Annotated in this window: 17 protein-coding genes; 7 read left to right on the forward strand and 10 right to left on the reverse strand. The window is 72.8% G+C overall.

Translation table 11 applies throughout. The annotated features are described in order from the left end of the window. Window positions 1–11 precede the first annotated feature (11 nt). On the reverse strand, window positions 12–2,273 hold the full coding sequence (locus ABZ374_RS04510) for a hypothetical protein (RefSeq protein ID WP_360306045.1): 2,262 nt from the start codon (window positions 2,271–2,273) through the stop codon (window positions 12–14). 129 nt (window positions 2,274–2,402) lie between these two features. Continuing rightward, window positions 2,403–2,867, reverse strand: coding sequence for a DUF4442 domain-containing protein (locus tag ABZ374_RS04515; RefSeq protein ID WP_360306047.1), 465 nt, complete (start codon window positions 2,865–2,867; stop codon window positions 2,403–2,405). A gap of 88 nt (window positions 2,868–2,955) precedes the next feature. Between ABZ374_RS04515 and ABZ374_RS04520 the strand changes: the two genes are divergently transcribed. Next, window positions 2,956–3,762, forward strand: coding sequence for an enoyl-CoA hydratase-related protein (locus ABZ374_RS04520; RefSeq protein ID WP_360306049.1), 807 nt, complete (start codon window positions 2,956–2,958; stop codon window positions 3,760–3,762). Window positions 3,763–3,777: 15 nt separating this feature from the next. On the opposite strand, the gene ABZ374_RS04525 is transcribed toward ABZ374_RS04520, so the two are convergent. Beyond that, entirely contained in the window at window positions 3,778–4,134 is a 357-nt protein-coding gene (locus ABZ374_RS04525; RefSeq protein ID WP_360306051.1) for a hypothetical protein, read from the reverse strand. 198 nt (window positions 4,135–4,332) lie between these two features. Between ABZ374_RS04525 and ABZ374_RS04530 the strand changes: the two genes are divergently transcribed. Together ABZ374_RS04530 and ABZ374_RS04535 are read left to right on the forward strand one after the other, a co-directional pair. Continuing rightward, the gene (locus ABZ374_RS04530; RefSeq protein ID WP_360306053.1) at window positions 4,333–4,851 is read left to right on the forward strand and encodes a CoA transferase; all 519 of its coding nucleotides are present in this window, start codon (window positions 4,333–4,335) and stop codon (window positions 4,849–4,851) included. A gap of 209 nt (window positions 4,852–5,060) precedes the next feature. Continuing rightward, entirely contained in the window at window positions 5,061–5,567 is a 507-nt protein-coding gene (locus ABZ374_RS04535) for a hypothetical protein (RefSeq protein WP_360306055.1), read from the forward strand. An 81-nt stretch (window positions 5,568–5,648) separates the two neighbouring features. Here the strand turns inward: ABZ374_RS04535 and ABZ374_RS04540 are convergent, their stop codons facing one another. Next, window positions 5,649–6,464, reverse strand: coding sequence for an SAM-dependent methyltransferase (locus ABZ374_RS04540; protein WP_360306057.1), 816 nt, complete (start codon window positions 6,462–6,464; stop codon window positions 5,649–5,651). Between the two features lie 189 nt (window positions 6,465–6,653). Between ABZ374_RS04540 and ABZ374_RS04545 the strand changes: the two genes are divergently transcribed. Further along, window positions 6,654–7,061 carry an STAS domain-containing protein gene (locus ABZ374_RS04545; protein WP_360306059.1) on the forward strand — a complete coding sequence of 136 codons (408 nt, stop codon included), beginning with the start codon at window positions 6,654–6,656 and terminating at the stop codon, window positions 7,059–7,061. On the opposite strand, the gene ABZ374_RS04550 is transcribed toward ABZ374_RS04545, so the two are convergent. Together ABZ374_RS04550 and ABZ374_RS04555 are read right to left on the reverse strand one after the other, a co-directional pair. Continuing rightward, the gene (locus tag ABZ374_RS04550) at window positions 6,972–7,961 is read right to left on the reverse strand and encodes a sigma-70 family RNA polymerase sigma factor (RefSeq protein ID WP_360306061.1); all 990 of its coding nucleotides are present in this window, start codon (window positions 7,959–7,961) and stop codon (window positions 6,972–6,974) included. The two genes, ABZ374_RS04545 and ABZ374_RS04550, sit on opposite strands and share 90 nt — an antisense overlap. Before the next feature lie 78 nt (window positions 7,962–8,039). Further along, window positions 8,040–8,354 (reverse strand): UBP-type zinc finger domain-containing protein, encoded by a 315-nt coding sequence (locus ABZ374_RS04555; protein ID WP_360306446.1) that lies wholly within the window; start codon window positions 8,352–8,354, stop codon window positions 8,040–8,042. 258 nt (window positions 8,355–8,612) lie between these two features. On the opposite strand from ABZ374_RS04555, the gene ABZ374_RS04560 reads away from it, so the two are divergent. The 3 genes from ABZ374_RS04560 (at window position 8,613) to ABZ374_RS04570 (ending at window position 12,098) form a co-directional block, all read left to right on the forward strand. Beyond that, window positions 8,613–10,097, forward strand: coding sequence for an NAD(P)/FAD-dependent oxidoreductase (locus tag ABZ374_RS04560; RefSeq protein ID WP_360306063.1), 1,485 nt, complete (start codon window positions 8,613–8,615; stop codon window positions 10,095–10,097). A 112-nt stretch (window positions 10,098–10,209) separates the two neighbouring features. Then, window positions 10,210–11,130 (forward strand): SDR family NAD(P)-dependent oxidoreductase, encoded by a 921-nt coding sequence (locus ABZ374_RS04565; RefSeq protein ID WP_360306065.1) that lies wholly within the window; start codon window positions 10,210–10,212, stop codon window positions 11,128–11,130. Between the two features lie 32 nt (window positions 11,131–11,162). Continuing rightward, window positions 11,163–12,098: an alpha/beta hydrolase gene (locus tag ABZ374_RS04570; protein WP_360306067.1), complete on the forward strand. Its 936-nt coding sequence runs from the start codon at window positions 11,163–11,165 to the stop codon at window positions 12,096–12,098. 60 nt (window positions 12,099–12,158) lie between these two features. Here the strand turns inward: ABZ374_RS04570 and ABZ374_RS04575 are convergent, their stop codons facing one another. From ABZ374_RS04575 to ABZ374_RS04590, 4 genes are all read right to left on the reverse strand, one after another. Beyond that, window positions 12,159–14,387: a UvrD-helicase domain-containing protein gene (locus ABZ374_RS04575; RefSeq protein ID WP_360306069.1), complete on the reverse strand. Its 2,229-nt coding sequence runs from the start codon at window positions 14,385–14,387 to the stop codon at window positions 12,159–12,161. A 223-nt stretch (window positions 14,388–14,610) separates the two neighbouring features. Continuing rightward, window positions 14,611–16,182, reverse strand: a complete 1,572-nt coding sequence (locus tag ABZ374_RS04580; RefSeq protein WP_360306071.1) for a putative Ig domain-containing protein — start codon at window positions 16,180–16,182, stop codon at window positions 14,611–14,613. Window positions 16,183–16,971: 789 nt separating this feature from the next. Next, window positions 16,972–17,988, reverse strand: coding sequence for a TIGR03617 family F420-dependent LLM class oxidoreductase (locus tag ABZ374_RS04585; RefSeq protein ID WP_360306073.1), 1,017 nt, complete (start codon window positions 17,986–17,988; stop codon window positions 16,972–16,974). Next, window positions 17,985–18,890 carry an SDR family NAD(P)-dependent oxidoreductase gene (locus ABZ374_RS04590; protein WP_360306075.1) on the reverse strand — a complete coding sequence of 302 codons (906 nt, stop codon included), beginning with the start codon at window positions 18,888–18,890 and terminating at the stop codon, window positions 17,985–17,987. Before ABZ374_RS04590 ends, ABZ374_RS04585 begins: the two co-directional genes overlap by 4 nt. Window positions 18,891–18,979 lie beyond the last annotated feature (89 nt).

The raw sequence follows: 18,979 nt of genomic DNA on the forward strand, positions 1-18,979 counted from the left end.
TTGACGGCCCGTCAGTGAGTTTTCCGGGTGATGTTCAACACGTCCACGGCGCCCTTCGCGTCGCCGATGGTGGCGAAGTCGACCGCGACGAAGTTCACCTGGGCACCGCGTTCGCGTTCGCATCGGCGGGCCCGATCCAGCAGGAACGGCCGCGAGTTGACCTGGCCGGCGTCGATTCGGCTGCCGCCGGTGGAGGTGACGAAGTTGTTCAACAGGAACAGCCGCTTGTCCACGTCGCCGCGATTGGGCGCGCAGTTCATCTCGGCCGGGCTGGCGTAGGCGTACGGCGTCTCCATCCCGTACTTGTAGAAGTTGCGGTACCACGGGACGGGGCCGTCGGCGCGTTCGGCGAAGACCACCAGGCGACGGTTGCGCTCGATCATCGAACCGAGCGTGGGCCACGGCTCGTTCGGGTCGGCCGCCGGCGTGAACAGCAGTCGCTCCAGGCCCGCTTCGCGAAACGCCCATTCGGTCTGCTGCGCGGTGATCGCGTCCTGCACGATCAAGGTGACCACCTCGTGCGGATTGCGGTCCATCCACTGGCCCACCGCGCGCAGCGTCTCCACCATCGGCAACGCACCGCCCCGACACACCGAGTGGCACAACCACAGCCCGGGGCGGGCCGGCGCGACGTCGTTGACCACGCCGGCGACGATCTTGCGCGACTCGGGGTCCAGGTCCGACTCGGCGAGCCGGCCGGCCACCTCCTCGGGCGCCTCCCACGTGTACGAGTCCACCAGCAGGCCGCGCACGCCGGCGTCCAACTGGGTGACGATGTCCGCGTCCTGGAGCGGGCTGAGGAATCGGGCCGCGGTGGAGGACATCGAGTTGTGCGTGGCCAGATAGGCGACCTGGTCGTAGCGCCGGTTGCACAGCTCGGTCATCCCGTTGCAGCGTTTGGCGTCGGAGCCGGAGCCGGAGGTGGGCACCGGCACGAAGATGGTCAGCGCGATCGCCCCGGCCGCGACCACCGCGGCGCCCGAGGTGAGCACCTGCCGGGTGGTGTGCCGCACCGGCGCGGCCCGCCGGTGCTTGTGCTTGTCCCACAGCACGATCGCACCGAAGGTCACCCCGCCGAACACCAGCGGCACCGCCGCCGCGGCCAGCCAGACCCCGACGATGTCGCGCGCCGCGGCCTCCTGGATGTCGCCGGTCAGCCGGACCACCGAGGGCGCCCAGCCGTCCCGGTTCTCCGAGACCACGTGCGGCAGCAGGCCCCACGCGACCAGGCAGCCCAGCCCGGCGAGCAGCCCGCCGCCCGCGAGCGCCAACGCGGGCAGCCGCAGCCGGGCCGCACCGCGCGCCGACCCGGTCCGCCACAGCACCACCAAGCCCAGCAGCGCGGTCACGCTCGCCGCGGTGAGCAGCCGGCCCAGGCCGAACACCGTCATCGCGCGCAGTTGTTCGAGCTGCCCCAGCTTGAGCCGGGTGTCCCGGTCGGCCTGGCTCGCCCGCAGGTCCAGGGTCAGGTCCCAGGTGCCACCACCCGAGAGTCCGGTCAGGCCGAGCTGCGCCTGCCGGACCTTCTCCCCGAAGATCGCCGGGACGACGGCCACGAGCACCCCGCCGAGGTCGTCGGCGCGCAGCGAGGCGACCACCTGGCCGCGGATCGGCGCACGCGCCTCCACCGGCAGCCGGGCCAGGATCAGATCGGCCACCTCGGGGGCCGCGGCCGGGTCCAGGTTCAGCGCCGGCAGGGCCTGCGGCGGGCGGCCCTGGGCGAGCGCGTCCAGCGCCTTGGACACACCGTCCACCAGGGCCGGCGCGTTGTCCTCGGTCACCCGGGGCACGTCGCCGGTGAGGTCGCCGACGAAGACGTCGGCGACCTTGCCCAGGTTGTTGATCACCGGCTTGAGGTCGACGGTCAGCCGCAGTTCGCGTTCGTCGCCGCGCAGGTAGCCGACGGTGTGCCCGACCTGTTCGCGCACCATCCCGCGCAGCGTGGACGGCGGCAGCACCAGGCGCAGGTTGGCGGTGACCTGGTTGGGCGGTATCGGCAGCCGGCCCAGCAGGTCGTTGGTGACGCCGGCCAGACGGGGGTCGACCAGCACCTCGTCGTAGAGCCGGTCGTAGGCGTGCTCGCGTTCGAGCACGCCGTCGTACCAGTCGCCGGAAAGCACGGTGGCCCGCGCGACCGCGAGTCCGGTGACCACGGTGATCGACAACACGACGAGAGCCGTCGTCAGGGCCCGCAGGACGCGGCGCCACGGTCGCCACGCCTCGCGGATCCTGAGTCGGCGGGACACCTTGCCCACCACGATCGGTCCGGTCATCCGCACAGAATAGGAAACCATCACCAATCCGACGAAACCCATGATCGGGACGTTCCCGACCGGCAGGGCCCTTGCCTGCCCGCACGCGGTGATCGGAAACGTCCACCGGTCACCGCCAGTGTGCGCCTCTCAGGCGCGGTTGGGGCGCAGCGTCCAGGTGACGGTCATCTCCGCGGTGGTGGTGCCCGCTTCGTCACGAATCGTGATCGCGACCACGAATTCCGGGCGCTTGCCGGCGTCCAGTTCGGCGACCACCTCGGCGGCGGGGCGGCCCAGCCTGGCCTCGGCCAGCACCGGACCGCGCGCCACCTTGAGGTAGCGGATGCCAGCATCCACCGCGAGCGGCGTCGCGCGCGCGAGTTGATCGCCGAACGCGGCGAGCACGATCGCCCCGGAGGCGGACTCGGCGAGGGTGAACATGGCGCCCGCGTGCGGGCCGCCGATGTGGTTGTGATGCGCGGACTCGTCCGGCAGGCGCAGCACGGCGCGATCGGCCGCGAGCTCCACGAACTCCAGGCCGAGCGTGCGCACGAAGGGCACCGAGGCACGCAGGCCCTCGGCGATGGCGTCGAAGTCGGTCGTCGATTCAGTCATGGTCGCGATGCTACCGGCAGGTAACTTCGTCCGGGGCGGCACCTCGCCGGCATTTCCTTCACCCGGTGAATATGCTTGACTGAGTCACATGAAATACGTGCGCATCGAGCGACCCGAACCCCACATCGCGATCGTCCGGCTGGATCGGCCGGACCGGCTCAACGCGCTCTCCGCGACCATGGTGAGCGACCTGAAGACGGCCTTCGCCGGCCTGCACCGCGAACGCGGGCTGCGCGCGCTCGTGCTGACCGGCGAGGGTCGCGGGTTCTGCTCCGGCGCCGACCTCTCCGGCGACCCGGACCACGCGCCCGACGCCGAGGGCCGCGGCCCGGTCGGGCACGTCTACCGCTCGCAGGAACACCTGTCCGAGCTGATCCTGGCCGTCCACGAATGCGAGAAGCCGGTGATCGCCGCCGTGCACGGCGCGGCCGTCGGCGGCGGCCTGGCCCTGGCGCTGGCCTGCGACCTGCGCGTCGCGGACGAGAGCAGCCGGTTCGGCTCGGTGTTCATCAAGGTCGGCCTGTCCTCCGCCGACGTGGGCACCAGCTACCTGCTGCCGCGCCTGGTCGGCCCCACCCGCGCCGCCGAACTGATGCTCACCGGGCGACACTTCGACGCCGCCGAAGCCGACGCCTACGGCCTGCTCAACGCCCGCGTGCCGGCCGGCGAACACCTGCCCGCGGCACTGGACCTGGCCCGCGGCATCGCGGCCAACAGCGAATACGGCGTGTGGATGACCAAGAAGGGCCTGTGGTCCGGGATCGGCGCGACGTCGCTGCGCCAACAAATCGAACTGGAGAACCGCACCCAGGTGCTCGGCACCTTCACCGGCAACATGAGCGAGGCCGCCGCCGCCTTCCGCGAGCGCCGGCCCCCGATCTGGCAGGACATGTAGCGCGCCGGAGGGGACTCAGTCGCCCACCGGACGCCCGGGCAACGCCCAGCGGAACGGCCGCCCGGCCGCCGCCGCGTGCTCGCCCGGATTCGCCGCGAGCCGGACCTCCTCGATCGCGTCGCCGCGCGCGTTCCGGCCCAAAACCCGGGTCAGGTAGCCCGCGGTCGCCAACTCGTCCAGATAGCCCGTGATCGACTCGACGCTCTCCCCCGGACGGGTGGCCAACACCCGCGGATCCGGGAGGGCGCCGTCCGGTAACAACAGCAGATACACCGCGAGGCCGCGCGCCGACACACTCAGCCGGGCGTCCTTGAAGAGGGCGTCGTGGGACCCCAGCCCCGACCCGCCGTCCCCGCCCCAGATCCGCCTCATGACTTCAGTCTCGAACACGACCGCACCCGACAGGGCAAACCGCACAACCCCTCCACAAACGAGTGACCAATCGTTTGCCCGGACGCCCACAGTGCGGACGCGAGCACCGTCGGACACCGACGACCCGCCGGTTTGCCGACCGGGGCCCTCGAACAGGCGCCCCATCGACTGCGGAGTTCCGAGAACTGTGAGGCTTCGATGCGTACCACCCCCGCGCCGGGCCTGGACCAGGACACCCTCGCCGCCCGCCACCCGGGGCTGATCACCGCCGCGTTCAACGCGTGGGGTCCCGGGCCGTGGGTGAACCGGCGCGGCTTCGACAGCCTGGTCCAAGCCGCCTGCGGCATCGCCCGGATCGAGGCGAGCGACCGGCCGGAGCCGGGCGCGCTGCCGATCCAGGCACTGGACCGGGCCACCGGGTATCTGCTCGCGGCGGCCGTACTGCGCGCCCTGACGCTGCGCCTGGCCGACCGCCGGGGCAGTCGGATCGACCTGGCGCCGGCCCGGACCGCCCACTGGGCGATCGGCGCCCACGCGCCCGGCGAGGTCGAGGAAGCCCCGCCGTACGACCCGGCCCCGTATCCGGCCACCACCGACACGGCCCTCGGCCCGCTCACCCACGCGCCGCCGCCGTTCGCACTGCCCGGGCTGCCCGCGGCATGGCGTCGGCCGCCCACCCCGTGGGGCCACGACGCACCCGCGTGGCTCCCCGCCTGATCCCGCGCGCGAGCCCGCCCGATCCATCGGTCGGCGGCGCGGGCGAACCTCCCGACCCACCGTCAACTTGCGTACCGACAACCGGACTTGATTGACGAATGCGCAGGTCGCGCCGGTCTTGATGTCGGTGCCGGATGAGATGCTGGACGCATGGGTTGAGCGCCACCGCGGCCGACCCGCCGCGGCTCGACGCAGAGGAGGATCCCTCGATGACCACTGTCAACACCATGATCCGGCTGACCCCTGTGAAACCCGCGACCGTGCGCCGGGCCCTGACCCGGATCGACACCAAGACCGTGCGCACCCACCCGGACGGCGTGCGCGACGGCGCCCCCGGCATCTCGCTGCGCACCCTGGCCACCCTCCAGCGCGGCCGACTGGTCCGGCTCGGCGCCGAAGTGCCGCTGCGCGGGCGCAACATGGGCATCACCCGGGCCGGCCGTCAGGCGCTGATCGCGCGCGGCGGGCATCGCAAGGGCGCGTGGGCGCAGTTGTTGCGCCGGGAACTGACCTGGACCACCGCGGGCGGCGCGGTGCTGACCATCGCCGACATGCATCCCTACCACTGCGCGAACGCGGCGGCCTGGCTGCAGCGCAACGCGTCCGCGATCCGGGCCGACGCCGAGCCGCGCCGACGCGGCGACGCGGTCGCCTGGATCGACGAGACACCGCTGATGCGCGCACTGGTCGCCGCGGTCGCGGACACCCTGCCGTAGCGCGCGTCGAGTGCGGCGTCCGGCCACCGATCCGGCGGCCGGACGCCGCACTCGCGCCGTGTTCGGGCGCCCCGGCGCCGCTCAGACCTTGCGACCGACCGCGGTGTAGATCCACGATTGCGCCAGCCGCTCGGGCGACAGGTCCGCGCCCTCTTCCGGACGCCACAACGGCGCCTGGACCAGGCCGGGTTCGACCAGTTCCACGCCGGTCAGGAAGGACGCGATCTCGGCGTGCGGACGCGGCAGCATGAACTCGGAGTCGTCGTTGATCTCCAGCACCCGCTCCGCGGCGATCGGCGGCAGGAAGTCCGACGTGGTGTGCGAGGCGATCAGTAGGCTGCCCGAAGGCATCGCCGACAACAACCGGTCGACCACGCCCGCGGGATCCTCGGCGGCCGAGACGTAGTGCAGGATCGCCACCAGCATCAGCGCCACCGGGCGCTCGAAGTCGATCACCTCGCGCACCTCGGGCGCGGCCAGAATCTTCTCCGGCTCGCGCACGTCGCCCATGGTGAAGGTGGTCCGGCCGCGATCGGTGGCGGGCATCAGCGCGCGGGCGTGCGCCAGCACGATCGGGTCGTTGTCCACGTAGGCCACCCGGGCCGACGGGATGACCTCCTGGGCGATCTCGTGCGTGTTGCCGGGCGCCGGGATCCCGGTCCCGATGTCGAGGAACTGCTCGATGCCCTGCTCCGCCGCGTACCGCACGGCGCGCCCGAGGAAGGCCCGGTTGTCCAACGCGGTGACCGAGGTCTGCGGGGCGACCGCGATGAACCGTTCCGCCAACTCGCGGTCGACCGGATAGTTGGTCTTGCCGCCGATGTGGTAGTCGTACACACGGGCGGGGTGAGGGCGACTGACGTCGATCCCGGTGGGTGCCCAGTCCTGCTCGGACAACGTGTCATCCCCTCGAAAGTCGGTACGGCGCCAGCCTACGTCACGCCAAACAGCCCGTTCCACAAGGGACTTGCCACACTTTGCACCCCCACCGGGAAACCCTCGACGACCTCCGGGCAAACCCGGGTGATGAGTTTTGCCCGCCGAAGCGGTCATAACCGGGTACAGCGTCGTCACAGGAGGTCGTCGATGGTCGATCCACCCGAAGCACCCACCACGCCACCCGGCGCACTGGTCGTCCGCGCACCGCTCGCCCGCACGGACGTCCCCGGCCTGTGCGTACGCCTGCTCGCACTGCTGCACGACGATCCGGCCGACCCGTTCCCCTGCGACGTGAGCGCGCTGACCCGCCCGGACCTGGCCGCGATCGAGGCACTGGCCCGACTCCAACTCACCGCGCGCGGCCTCGATCGGCGGATCCGACTGCACGGCGCGGGCGGTGAGTTGCGCGACCTGCTGACCCTGACCGGCCTGGACACCATCGTCCCGGCCGGCCACGGCGCATCGCTAGGCGTCCAGTGTCGCCGGCAGGCCGAACAGGGGGAACAGGTGCGGGACATCGAGGAACGAGTTGAGGCCGATGATCTGCCCCTGTGAAATCTCGATCACCTGGAGCGCCCACGGCTCGAAGCCTCCACCGGGGCCACTGGGGCGGTACTGCCCGAAGCCCGGCGTGCCGTTCGCCACGATCGGCAGCAACCGCGAACCGCGGCAACCACTGCCGGTGCCCAGGAACCAGGCCCGGATGTCCTCGTGCCCGCGCAGCCACAACTCGTACGGCGGCATCGACAAGGTCGCGTCCTCGCGCAGCAGGGCGGTGAGCGAGTCGAGGTCGTAGCGCTCGAAGGCGTCCACGTAGCGGGCGAGCAGCGACTGCTGCTCCTCGTCCAGCGGCTGCACCGGGTCGGTCGCGGCGGGCTCGTTCTCCGCGAGCGCGGCCCGGGCCCGCTGCAGCGCGCTGTTCACCGACGCCACCGTGCCGCCGAGCAGTTCGGCGACCTCGCTCGCCTTCCAGGCCAGCACCTCGCGCAGGATCAGCACGGCGCGCTGCTTGGGCGGCAGGTGCTGGAGGGCGGCGACGAAGGCGAGTCGCACGCTCTCGCGCGCGACCGCCAGCTCGGCCGGGTCGGCCACGCTCGGCACGACCCGGCCGTCCGGGATCGGCTCGATCCAGGTGGCCTCGGGCAGTGCGGGGGTCAGTGCCGAGGAGGCGGACACCGGCGAGGACAGGTCCATCGGTCGGGCCCGGCGTTCGCGCCCGTTCAGGCTGTCCAGACACACGTTGGTGGCGATCCGATACAGCCAGGACCGCACCGAGGAGCGGCCCTCGAAGCGGTCGAAGCTCTTCCAGGCCCGCACCATGGTGTCCTGGACCGCGTCCTCCGCCTCGAAGACCGAGCCGAGCATCCGGTAGCAGTAGCCGGTGAGCTCCATCCGAAACGGCTCGAAGTGCACCTCCACCACGTCGGCGCCGTCCGTTGTCACGAGATCACTCATCGGGTACTCCCACCGATTCCGGCTGTGTCGACCACGCCTCGGAGTCTAGGCAGCCGCACCGACACATGTCCCCGGGCGTCAGTCCACCGGCACCGCGACGAGCTCGTCCGCGTAGCACCAGGCCCAGTCCTCGCCGGGCTCGAACGAACGCACCAGTGGGTGACTCACGGCGTGCCAGTGCGCGGTCGCGTGCCGGTGCGGCGAGCTGTCGCAACAGCCGATGTGACCGCACGTCAGACACTCCCGCAGGTGCACCCACCGAGTACCGTCGCGCAGGCAGTCCTCGCAGCCCTTCGTCGAACCAGGCCGCACCGTCTCGGGCAGCGAGCCCAGGTGCTCGCAGGGCCCGTTCGAGGGCCGCCCGGCACCGTCCTGGACCACCTGGTAACGCATCCCGGCCATCGTCGTGCTCCTCACCGCCGTGCCGCGGGCGTGCCGCGATCCCGCGGGCCCGATCGATCTCCCCTTCCCTACCACGCGGGGCCGTACGCGTGCCCGAACGACGACGGGGCGGCGGCGGGCGCGGGGTGCGCCGGCGGCATCACCGTGCGGCGGCAACGATGGACGCAAGGACCGCGTCCGGTCTTCCGCGCCGAGGCTACTTGTCAGTAGCCTCCAGATGCAGCGCCCCTACCCGGTACGGAGGCCGCAGTGGACACGACGCACGTTCGGGTGGCCGTGATCGGGGCGGGCTTCTCCGGCCTGGCCGCCGGCCACCGGCTTCGCCACCATGCCGGCATCGAGGACTTCGTCATCCTGGAGCGCGCCCACGACGTCGGTGGCACCTGGCGGGACAACACGTACCCGGGCGCGGCCTGCGACGTGCCGTCCAACCTGTACTGCTTCTCGTACGCGCCGAATCCGACCTGGTCGCACGCGTTCTCACCGGGCACGGAGATCCAGGCGTACCTGCGCCGCTGCGCGTACCGGTTCGGACTGCTGCCGCACCTGCGGCTGGGTCACGAGGTCACCGCGGCCCGATGGGAGCACGAGCGGGCGCGTTGGCACCTGACCACCGACGCCGGCAGCTACACCGCCGACGTGGTGATCGCCGGGGCGGGCCCGCTCACCGAGCCCGCACTGCCCGCACTGCCCGGCCTGGCCGACTTCGGCGGGCACGTGTTCCACTCCGCCCGCTGGGACCACGAGCACGACCTGACCGGCCGACACGTCGCGGTGGTGGGCACCGGCGCCTCCTCGATCCAGTTCGTCCCCCACATCCAGCCGAGGGCGAGCCGCCTGGACGTCTACCAGCGCACCCCGCCATGGATCCTGCCGCGCCACGACCGACCGCTGCCCGACTGGCAGCGATGGCTCTACCGGCGGCTGCCGACGGCGCAGCGACTGGTGCGTCAGGGGTTGTACTGGCAGCGCGAGGCCACCCTCGGCGCGTTCCTGGGGCCGCGCGAGCTGATCAGCGCGGCGGCCACGAAGCAGGCCCTGGCGCATCTGCGCGCGCAGGTCGCCGACCCTGAACTGCGCGCCCGGCTGACCCCCGACTACCGGTTCGGCTGCAAGCGGGTGCTGCTGTCGAACGACTACTATCCGGCGCTGACCAAGCCCAATGTCGAGGTGATCACCTCGGCGATCGACTCGGTGCGGCCGGGCGGGCTGGTCACCGCGGACGGGGTCGAGCACAAGGCGGACACGATCGTCTTCGGCACCGGCTTCGAGGCCACCCGGCCGCCGATCGCGAGCGTGGTGACCGGGCGCGACGGGCGCACGCTGAGCGAGGTGTGGCGCGAGGGCATGGCGGCCCATCGGGGGGCGATGGTGGCCGGTTTCCCGAATCTGTTCCTGGTGATCGGTCCGGGCACCGGGCTGGGGCACTCGTCGATGACCGTGGTGATCGAGGCGCAGGTGCGCTACGCGGTGGACGCGATCCGGCAGATGCACGATCAGGGCATCGCCGACGTCGAGGTGTTGCCCACGACGCAGGACGCGTACAACGGGTGGCTCGACGAGCGCATGGGCCGCACGGTGTGGGCCACCGGTGGGTGCACGAGTTGGTATCTGGACGAGCGCAACGGCCGGGTCACCGCGCTGTGGCCGGGTTCGCTGACCCGGTTCCGGCGGATGACCCGCCGGTTCTCGCCGGCGGGTCATCGGGCTCGGCGGTGGGATCGGCTCGCCTAGGCCAGTTATCGGATTATCGGATTCAACCGGTCGTCGGGATCTGATGGGATGCACGCGTCGGGCGCGCGCGGCGCCCGGCGAGGGGTTCGGGCGGTATGGACAGGGAGTGCGTGTGATCCGGGAATTCACAGGTCGGGTGTGCGTCGTCACCGGCGCGGGGTCGGGCATCGGGCGAGCCCTGGCCTGCGAACTGGCCGCGCACGGCGCGCGGCTCGCCCTCGCCGACGTGAACGCGGCGGGGCTCGACGAGACCGAGGCGCAGGCCGCGCGACTGGGCGCGCGGGAGATCCACTGCACGGTCCTGGACGTCGCCGACCGCACGGCCGTGCTCGCCTGGGCGGACGCCACCGCCGAGCGGTTCGGCGGGGTCGACCTGGTGGTCAACAACGCCGGCGTCGCGCTGACCGCGGACGTCGAGGAGATGTCCTGGGACGACTTCGAATGGCTGATGGGGATCAACTTCTGGGGTGTCGCCTACGGCACCAAGGCGTTCCTGCCGCACCTGCGCCGCTCCTCCCAGGGCCACCTGGTCAACATCTCTTCGGTGTTCGGTCTGTTCGGCGTGCCCTCGCAGAGCGCCTACTGCGCGGCCAAATACGCCGTGCGCGGCTTCACCGAGTCGGTGCGCCAGGAGATGCGGCTCTCCGGCTCCGGGGTCGGGGTGACGACCGTGCACCCGGGCGGGATAAAGACCGACATCGTGCGCAACTCGCGCGCCGCCGCCGGGCACGACAGGGACGCGGTGGTGGCGCTGCACGACGCGGTGTCGCGCACCTCGGCGCAGCGGGCGGCCCGGATCATCCTGCGTGGTGTGCTTCGCGGCCGGGCCCGGGTGTTCGTCGGCGCGGACGCGACCGTGATCGACGTCGGCTCCCGGCTACTCGGGTCGATCTTCGAACCGGTGGTGCGCCTGGTCTCCGGGCGCACCGGGCCCACCACGTCGGCGCCCGGCCCGCGCGCGGCGTCACAGCCGCCCGCCGCGGTGCCGGTTTTGCCCTCGGACGGGTATTCAGACCCCGTTACCGGTGGGTAGAAAGCAGCAGAGGGCACGAGTGGGAGGCGAGCATGACGGCGGACATCGGGAGCACCGGGTCACCCGTACGACAGGACGTCACGGTTCGCACCGGTGACGGCGCGGAACTTCGGGTGAGCGTGTCCGGGCCGCCCGACGCGGCGGTGACGGTCGTCTTCGCCCACGGCTGGACCCTGCACGGCGACATCTGGCGGGCGCAGATCCAGGCACTGGTGGCGGCGGGGGTGCGTGCGGTCGGCTACGACCATCGCGGACACGGGCGATCCACGGCCGGGCGGGCCGCGCCGTGGACGATCGACCTGCTGGGCGACGACCTCGCCGACGTGCTCGACGCGGTCGCGCCCAGTGGTCCGGTGTTGTTGTGCGGACACTCCATGGGCGGCATGACGATCATGGCGCTGGCCGCGGCCCGTCCCGAGTTGTTCGGGACTCGGGTGGCCGGGGTGGTCCTGGTCGGCACCTCGGCGGGCGACCTGGTGCCGACCGGACGCGGGCTGCCCGCGGCGGTGCGGCTCAGGTCGGCCGCGCAGACCCGATTCTTCGCGTTCGGGCGGCGCCACCCACGCCTGGTGACCCGGGGCCGGACCCTGCTGCCGGGCCCGGACCGGCCGCGTCATCTGCGGGTCGTGCAGCGCGGCCTGTTCGGCCCGACGGCCGACCCGACGGTGGTGCGCGACTGTGCGCAGATGGTGTTCGCGACGCCGATGACCACGGTGTGCGGCTTCTTCCCGGCCCTGGCCGGGCACGACAAGGCCGGCGCGCTGACCGCGCTCGCGGATGTGCCGGTGCACATCGTGGTGGGCGCGCACGACCGGCTCACCCCGCTCGCGCACAGCCGGGCGCTGGCGGCCGAACTCCCCGAGGCCACGCTGCACGTCGAGCCCGACTGCGGGCACATGGTGTTCACCGAACGCCCGGACAGCGTGATCGCACCGCTGCGCGCCCTGTGCGCGGGCGTGGCCGGGTAGCACCCGCCCGACCGCGCCCGCGGGGACCGAGGGCAGGTTGGCCCTCGGTCCCCGCGACGGTCAGCGCGGTTCGATCCCCAGCAACTCCGCGGTCCAATCCGGGTCCGCCGTGACCACGGCCAGCAGCCGGGTGGCCCGGGTCAGCGCCACGTAGAGCGTGCGCATGCCGTTGGGCGACTGCTCGACGATCCCACGCGGGTCGACGATCACCGCGACGTCGAACTCCAGGCCCTTCGCGTCCAGCGCGTCCATCGGCTGCACCCGCGGATCCAGGCCCGCCAGCTCGGCCGCCAGTTCCTCGGTCGCCCCGACCGGGGTGACCACGCCGATGGTGCCCTCGACCGTCTCCAGCAGCTCGCGCACCAGCTTGCGCACCACCGGGCCGGTCCGCTCCCCCGCCGTGGCGTGCACGGTGGGCGGCTCGCCGCCGCTGCGCACCGCCCGAGCCGGCCGTGCCCCGGGCACCGCCCGCACCAGCACCCGCGCGGCGACGTCGGCCACCTCCACCGGGTTGCGGTAGTTGGTGGTCAGCTCGAACTCGTACCGGCCCCGCTCGCGCAACGCCTCGGCCATCGCCGCCGCCGACGCGCTCGGGTCCTCCCACGCGCTCTGCGCGGGGTCCTCGACGATGGTCCAGGTCGCGTGCAGGCCGCGCCGGCCGAGCATGCGCCACTGCATCGGGGTCAGGTCCTGCGCCTCGTCGATGACGATGTGCGCGTACTCGACCGGCTCGTCCTCGTCCTCGTCGCGCGGCCTGCGCGCACCGCGGCCGCCGGCCATCCGGTCCGCGTAGGTGGTCACCTCGGTGATCTCGTCCGGGACGTCCCGGCCGACCGCCTCGCCGCTGAAGATGTCCCGGCCGTCCACCACGTACGGGTTGTCCTCGTCCGGGTTGCCGTAGGCCACCGTGCGCTTGCGCGGCAGCGGCCCGAGCAGACCGGTCAGCTCGTCCATCAGCGCCACGTCGTGGAAGGAGACCTCGCCGGTGCGCGCGGTGCGCGCCCACGAACTCGCCAGTACGGACACCTGCGCGGGCGTCAGGTCGCGTTCGAAACGGCGCAGCCGTTCCGGATCGGCCAAGCCGGCCAGCACGTCCGCGGGCCGCTGGAGCGGCCACCAGGCGCGCAGGAACGCGGCGAACTCCTCGCGCGCGGCCACGTCCTCGTGGAACGCGTCCTTCTCGCCGCGCCCGGCGCCGCGCGAGAGCAGTCGACCCCACAGCTCGGTGAGCAGTTGGCGGGCCACCTGGAGTCGGGCGGTGTTGGGGCCGCCGCGGTTCTTGGCCAGCACCTCGCGGCGGATCCGGCGCAGCGCCTTGTGGTCCAGCACGATCCTGGTGCCCCGGTGCGAGATCGCGAACTCGGTCGGCGCGCCGGCCGGCACGTCGGCCACCGCGCGGCGGAGCAGGTGGGACATCGCGGCGGCGCCCTTGAGCCTGGCCGCCGCGGCGTCGTCGTGGTAGGCCGCCTCGACGCCGTCGACCATGTCGCCCAGCGAGCGCAGTACCGCGCCGCCTTCGCCGAGCGAGGGCAGCACCCGTTCGATGTAGGCGGTGAAGCGCGGGTTGGGGCCGACCACGAGCACACCGCGGGAGCCGAAGCGGCGGCGGTGTTGGAACATCAGGTACGCCACCCGGTGCAGCGCGACGGCGGTCTTGCCGGTGCCCGGGCCGCCGCGCACGATCACCGAGCGGTCGATCGGCGCCCGGATGGCCTCGTCCTGCTCGCGTTGGATGGTGGCCACGATGTCGTGCATCGAGCCGTCCCGGGTGCGCGAGAGCGCGGCCAGGAAGGCGCCGTCGCCGACGATGACCATGTCGCCGGCGGCGTCCGGGTCGAGCAGGTCGTCCTCGATGTCGACCACCGAGCGGCCTCGGCAGTGCAGCACCCGGCGGCGGACCACACCGCGCGGGTCGTCCGGGGTGGCCCGGTAGAACGCCTCCGCCGCGGGCGCGCGCCAGTCGACGACGAGTACCTCGCTGTCCTCGTCGCGGATGCCGATCCGGCCGATGTGCCGGACCTCGTCGTCGAGCTGATCGAGTCGGCCGAAGACGAGTCCGTCGTCGGCGGCGTCGAGTGAGCGGGCCCACAGTTCGGCGCGGTAGACCATGACGTCCCGCTCGACCAGCGCCGCGCGCGTGCCGACCTGCGCCTGCCGGTAGCCCTGCCGGAGCAGCGCCTGGGCTTCGTCGCGCATGTGTTCCAGGCGCGTGTAGGAGCGATCGACATGGCCCTGTTCCGCGGCGAGCTCGCGTTCCTTGGCCTGGGGGTCGCCTGCCGGCGCGGGCATAGTGATGCTCCTTGTGACGTGACACAGGTCTGCGCCCACGATGGACGAGGCGCCGACGATCGTATGGCGTCGCCGGCGCTGTCCCCCGCGGGCCGATCCGCCCACGGGGGTTGCGGCTGGGGTCGGGGGTGCTCCCCCGGAGGGACACAGTATTCGGGACCCGCGTCGGTCTTCGCGACGCCCGGGCCCGGCGGGACGGTTCGGCAGGGCGCTCGGGACCCGCTCAGACCTGCCTGGCCCGTAGCCGGCGCACCGCGACGGCGACCCCGATCAGGCCCAGGAGTCCGAGTATCCCCCACAGCCAGGTGCTCACGTGCGAGCCGTCGTCGCCGTCCGTACCGCTCGGCGTGAGCGCGGCCTGCGCGGATCCGGCGGCCGTCCCGGCCGGGGCGGTCACGGTGATCCCGAAGCGGGCCTTGGCCTCGTGCCGGATCGGCGCGTTGTCCGAGACGGTGATCCCGAAGCCGGTCTCGCCGGGGGTGCTGGGAGTGCCGGTGATCACACCGCCGTCCGGGTCCAGGGTCAGTCCCGGCGGCAGCGGGTCGTCGGCGACCCAGTGGTAGGGGGCGGTGCCGCCCTGGGCGGCGAGCTTGGCGGTGTACGGGCGGCCGACGGTCGCGGGCGGCAGCTCGGCGGCGGGCAGCACCAGGGTGGCCGAGGGCACCGCGTCGACGGGCGGGGACGGGTCGGATTCGCCGATCGCGTTGATCGCGACGATCGTGTAGGAGTACGTGGTGCCGTTGGTCAGGCCCTGGTCGGTGTGGGTCAGGGTGTCCGCGCCCAGGGTGGCCAGGGGCGCCGCCGATCCGGGTTCGCCGTTGGTCGAGCGCAGGATCCGGTAGCCGGTGATCGGGCTGTCGCCGGTGTCCGCCGGCGGCATCCAGGACAACACCGCCTGTCCCTGGCCGGCGGTGGCGGCCAGGCCCCCGGGCGCGCCGGGCTTGCCGCTGCCCACCCCGGACAGGGTGACCGTGCGGCTGCCGCCGGGGATGTTGCCGGTCAGGGTGAGGGTGCCGCCGGCCGAGCCGCGTTTGGTCGGGGTGAACGTGATCGCGAAGGAGCACGCGGAGCCGCCGGGCACGTTGGTGTCCGGGCCGGACGCGCAGGTGGTGCCGTTGGCGTCGACCGCGAAGGGGCCGTCGACCTTGGCGGAGGCGATCATGAACGGCACGTCGCCGGTCGTGGTGATCGGCAGATTGCGGGTGACCGCCCGGCCCACCGGCGAGACGCCGAAGTCGATCGCCGGAAGCAGGTCGCCGACCTGGGCGGCGGGCACCGTGAAGGACAGCAGGGCGTGGCCGTCGCCGACCCCGCCGGAGGCGGAGGTCTGCGCGCCGGGGAAGACGATCGGGTCGGCGTACGCGCCGTTGCCGCCGGCGGCGGGGGCGAACAGCCAGGGCAGCGGGGCGGTCGCCGAGGACAGTGTGGTGCCGTTGTCGCGGATCCCGACCACCAGGGTCGCGCCGGCCTGGACCGGACCGTTCGCGGCGACCGCGGCCGAGCCGGCCACCGACGAGCCGGGGACGGTGCCGGCCGCCTTGCCGTACACGGTCACGGTCATCGCGGTGGCCCCGACCGGCACGGTCACCCGGTGGTCGCCGCCGCCGGTGACCGCCGTCTGCACCTGGGTCGTGCCGCCGGGCGTCGTCGGCGCGGCGGGCCGCGCTCGGACGGCGCCCGGCCGGTCGGCGCCGGCGACCGCCGCCGGCGCGAGCGCGGCGAGTGCGCACACCGTCGCGAGCAGCCCGGCTGCGAGTGTTCCGGGGCGGATACGACGGCGGATGGCGCTGTGCATGGAGATGGACCCCCGGGTGGGCTGCGGCTGTCGATACCGGACGGCACCGGACGGCCCACCGCGGTCCCCGTTTCACGGGGTCGGCGGATTCCGCGCGCACGGCTTTTCCGGCAGCTCCTCAGCGCGGATGCTAGCGCTCACCGGGAGCGACCGGGAGTGCCCCCGACCAGAAGATCACTCGATGGAATTCGCTGGTCCGGGCCGCCCGTACGCGCACGACCCGGCAAAGCTGACCATCCGTCAGTTTTCGTCGACGCCGCCACGATCCGCGCCGGCGCCGGTTCGCCGGCCGGCGACGGTTCGGGCGGGTCGACGCCCGGCGTCCCGGTCCGCCCGCGGGGTGCGGACCAATCCGCGCCGTCGCGCGTGTCGGCGCCGAATCGCGGGCCGAGCAGGGCGGTTGCCACGACGAACAGGACCAGGAACCAGACGACATACGCGTTCACGAGACACACTCCCGGCGGCACGATGGAATCGGCCCGCACAACAACCAGGCCAGTTCCCATTCTCGATCCGACTGGCCTGCCCACAAAGAGCCAATCCTCGGGAGGTGGACTGTGTTTGCCGACCGATGGGGACCGGATATGACGATCCTCCGGCGCGAAGGGGTACCGACGCGGCATCGTGGCCTCAAGCTCCCGCCGGGCCCGGGACGGTACCGGCGGGGCGGCCGGCGGCGTGCACCTCCCCCCAGTGCGCCGCCGAGGAAGACGGGCCCGCGAGCATTCCCCCCGCTTGCGGGCCCGTCGCCCCACTCGAAACCTTCCACGCACCATCCGGCGCGCCCGTTCAGCGCAGCGCGAGCACCACGTCCCGGATCCGCGCGTCCTGCGCCGGATCGACCGGCAGCGGCACGGTGACCGCGTCCGCCAGGCCGCCCCAGCGCTCGCGGATGAGCGCGGGCATCTCCTCGTACAGCGCCATCGGCACCAGCGTGTCGAGCACCTCGTCGGTGACGTGCCGCGCCAACGCGGACCAGTCGTCCCGGCGGATCATCAGTTGCAACCGGTCCTGGAGTTCGCCCCAGCCGTACAGGTCGAGCGTGCCGCGATACGCGGGGGTCGAGTACAGGAACGCGAACAGCCGCCGCTGCCGCTCGCGTTCGGCGTCCAGCCCGGCACGGTCCGCGCCCGCGATCAGTTGGGTGCCGGCGATCAGTTCGAACGTGCGCGGGACAGCGGCGCGGGATCGGCCCTCGGCGACCGCGGGGCGGGCGACGGTGTGCAACCAGCGCGGCCCGGAGTTGGTGGGGTGGGTGACCAGGCCGTCCGCGAGTTCGCCCGCGAGTGTGCACATCGCCCGGCCGACCCCGCCCAGCAGGATGCGCGGGGCGACGGTGTCCGGGTCCGGGCCGGGGTTGAAGTACGGCTGCATCCGGGTGAGTCGGTGGTGCGGCCCCTCGTGCGCGGGCGGTTCGCCGGTCCGGAACGCCTCGAAGGCGGCCCGCACCGCGCCCACGTAGTCGCGCATCCGGGCCACCGGCGGCGACCACGGCATGCCGTACCGCTCCTCGATGTTCGGCCGCACCTGGCTGCCCAGGCCGAGTTGGAACCGGCCGCCGGAGAAGCGGGCCAGGTCCCACGCGCCGTACGCGGTCAGCAGGGGCGAGCGCACGAAGGCCAGTGCCACCGAGGTGCGCACCACGATCCGTTCGGTGTGCTCCAGGGCCAGCAACGCGACCGCGAACGCGTCGTGCACCGTCTCGGCCACGTGCAACCCGTCGAACCCGGCCGCCTCGGCTCGGCGCGCGTGCGCGGCCACCTCGCGCAGCGGCAGCCGCGGATCCATCCCCGTGTAGACCCTCACCAGGGGAAGTCCTCGCCGACCAGGCCCTCGGACAACGTCCACAACCGCGCCGCGTCCGCCTCGTCCAGCGCCCACGGCGCGTGCTCGGTGGTGATCGCACAGTCCGCGAGGTAGACCCCGCCGACGTCGGCGAGTTCACCGCCCACCGCCGCCCAGACCTGGGTCGCCGCACCGCTCGCGACCTGCTTGAGCGGCGGCATGTTCGCGGCGGTGACCTTCTTCTGCAGATCGCGTCCCGCGTCCCGGGTCATGTACCGACCGAGGTTGGTCGCCACCATGCCCGGGTGCACCGCGAGGGACCGGATACCGCGCCCGCGCAACCGGCGGTCCGATTCGACGGTGAACAGGATGTTGGCGGTCTTGGACGCGCCGTACGCCTTCCAGGGCTGGTAATCCTCCGGCGCGTCCCGGTAGTTGGGGTCGGCCCAGCGGATCCCGGAGGCGACATGCCCGGCGGAGCTGAGGTTGACCACCCGCGCACCGGGACCCAGGGCGGGCACCAGCAGGTTGGTCCACAGGAAGTGGCCCACGTGGTTGGTGCCGAATTGCAGCTCGAAGCCGTCCGCGGTGCGAGCGAACGGGGTCGCCATCACTCCCGCGTTGTTGACCAGGACGTCCACCCTCGGGAATCGCTCGCGCAGTTCGGCGGCGGCGGCGCGGATCGAGGCGAGCGAGGTGAGGTCAAGGACGGCGTACTCCACCTTGCCGGGCAGGTCCGCGACCGCCGCCCGACCCTTGTCCGCGTCGCGCGCGGTCACCACCACCCGCGCGCCGGCCGCCGCGAGCGCCCGGGCGCTCTCCCGACCCAGGCCGGAGGTGCCGCCGGTGATCACGATGACCCGGCCGGTCGGGTCGAGGCCCGCCAGGACCTCGTCGGTGGTGGTGTCGGGTCCGAATGGCATGGCACGCTCCGCCGGATAGATGCTTGACTGTGTTTAGCACTATGCGGTGCGGGTGGCGGGTTTGCAAGGTCGTCCGAGTGCTCGCGCCG

Origin of the sequence: Embleya sp. NPDC005971, assembly GCF_040629175.1 — a bacterium.
Classification (GTDB): domain Bacteria; phylum Actinomycetota; class Actinomycetes; order Streptomycetales; family Streptomycetaceae; genus Embleya.

Excerpts from the sequence above, each read along its gene's own strand:
- ABZ374_RS04510 (WP_360306045.1), bottom strand. The coding sequence starts at position 2,273 with ATGACCGGACCGATCGTGGTGGGCAAGGTGTCCCGCCGACTCAGGATC.
- ABZ374_RS04515 (WP_360306047.1), bottom strand. The coding sequence starts at position 2,867 with ATGACTGAATCGACGACCGACTTCGACGCCATCGCCGAGGGCCTGCGT.
- ABZ374_RS04520 (WP_360306049.1), top strand. The coding sequence starts at position 2,956 with ATGAAATACGTGCGCATCGAGCGACCCGAACCCCACATCGCGATCGTC.
- ABZ374_RS04525 (WP_360306051.1), bottom strand. The coding sequence starts at position 4,134 with ATGAGGCGGATCTGGGGCGGGGACGGCGGGTCGGGGCTGGGGTCCCAC.
- ABZ374_RS04530 (WP_360306053.1), top strand. The coding sequence starts at position 4,333 with ATGCGTACCACCCCCGCGCCGGGCCTGGACCAGGACACCCTCGCCGCC.
- ABZ374_RS04535 (WP_360306055.1), top strand. The coding sequence starts at position 5,061 with ATGACCACTGTCAACACCATGATCCGGCTGACCCCTGTGAAACCCGCG.
- ABZ374_RS04545 (WP_360306059.1), top strand. The coding sequence starts at position 6,654 with ATGGTCGATCCACCCGAAGCACCCACCACGCCACCCGGCGCACTGGTC.
- ABZ374_RS04550 (WP_360306061.1), bottom strand. The coding sequence starts at position 7,961 with ATGAGTGATCTCGTGACAACGGACGGCGCCGACGTGGTGGAGGTGCAC.
- ABZ374_RS04555 (WP_360306446.1), bottom strand. The coding sequence starts at position 8,354 with ATGCGTTACCAGGTGGTCCAGGACGGTGCCGGGCGGCCCTCGAACGGG.
- ABZ374_RS04570 (WP_360306067.1), top strand. The coding sequence starts at position 11,163 with ATGACGGCGGACATCGGGAGCACCGGGTCACCCGTACGACAGGACGTC.
- ABZ374_RS04575 (WP_360306069.1), bottom strand. The coding sequence starts at position 14,387 with ATGCCCGCGCCGGCAGGCGACCCCCAGGCCAAGGAACGCGAGCTCGCC.
- ABZ374_RS04580 (WP_360306071.1), bottom strand. The coding sequence starts at position 16,182 with ATGCACAGCGCCATCCGCCGTCGTATCCGCCCCGGAACACTCGCAGCC.
- ABZ374_RS04590 (WP_360306075.1), bottom strand. The coding sequence starts at position 18,890 with ATGCCATTCGGACCCGACACCACCACCGACGAGGTCCTGGCGGGCCTC.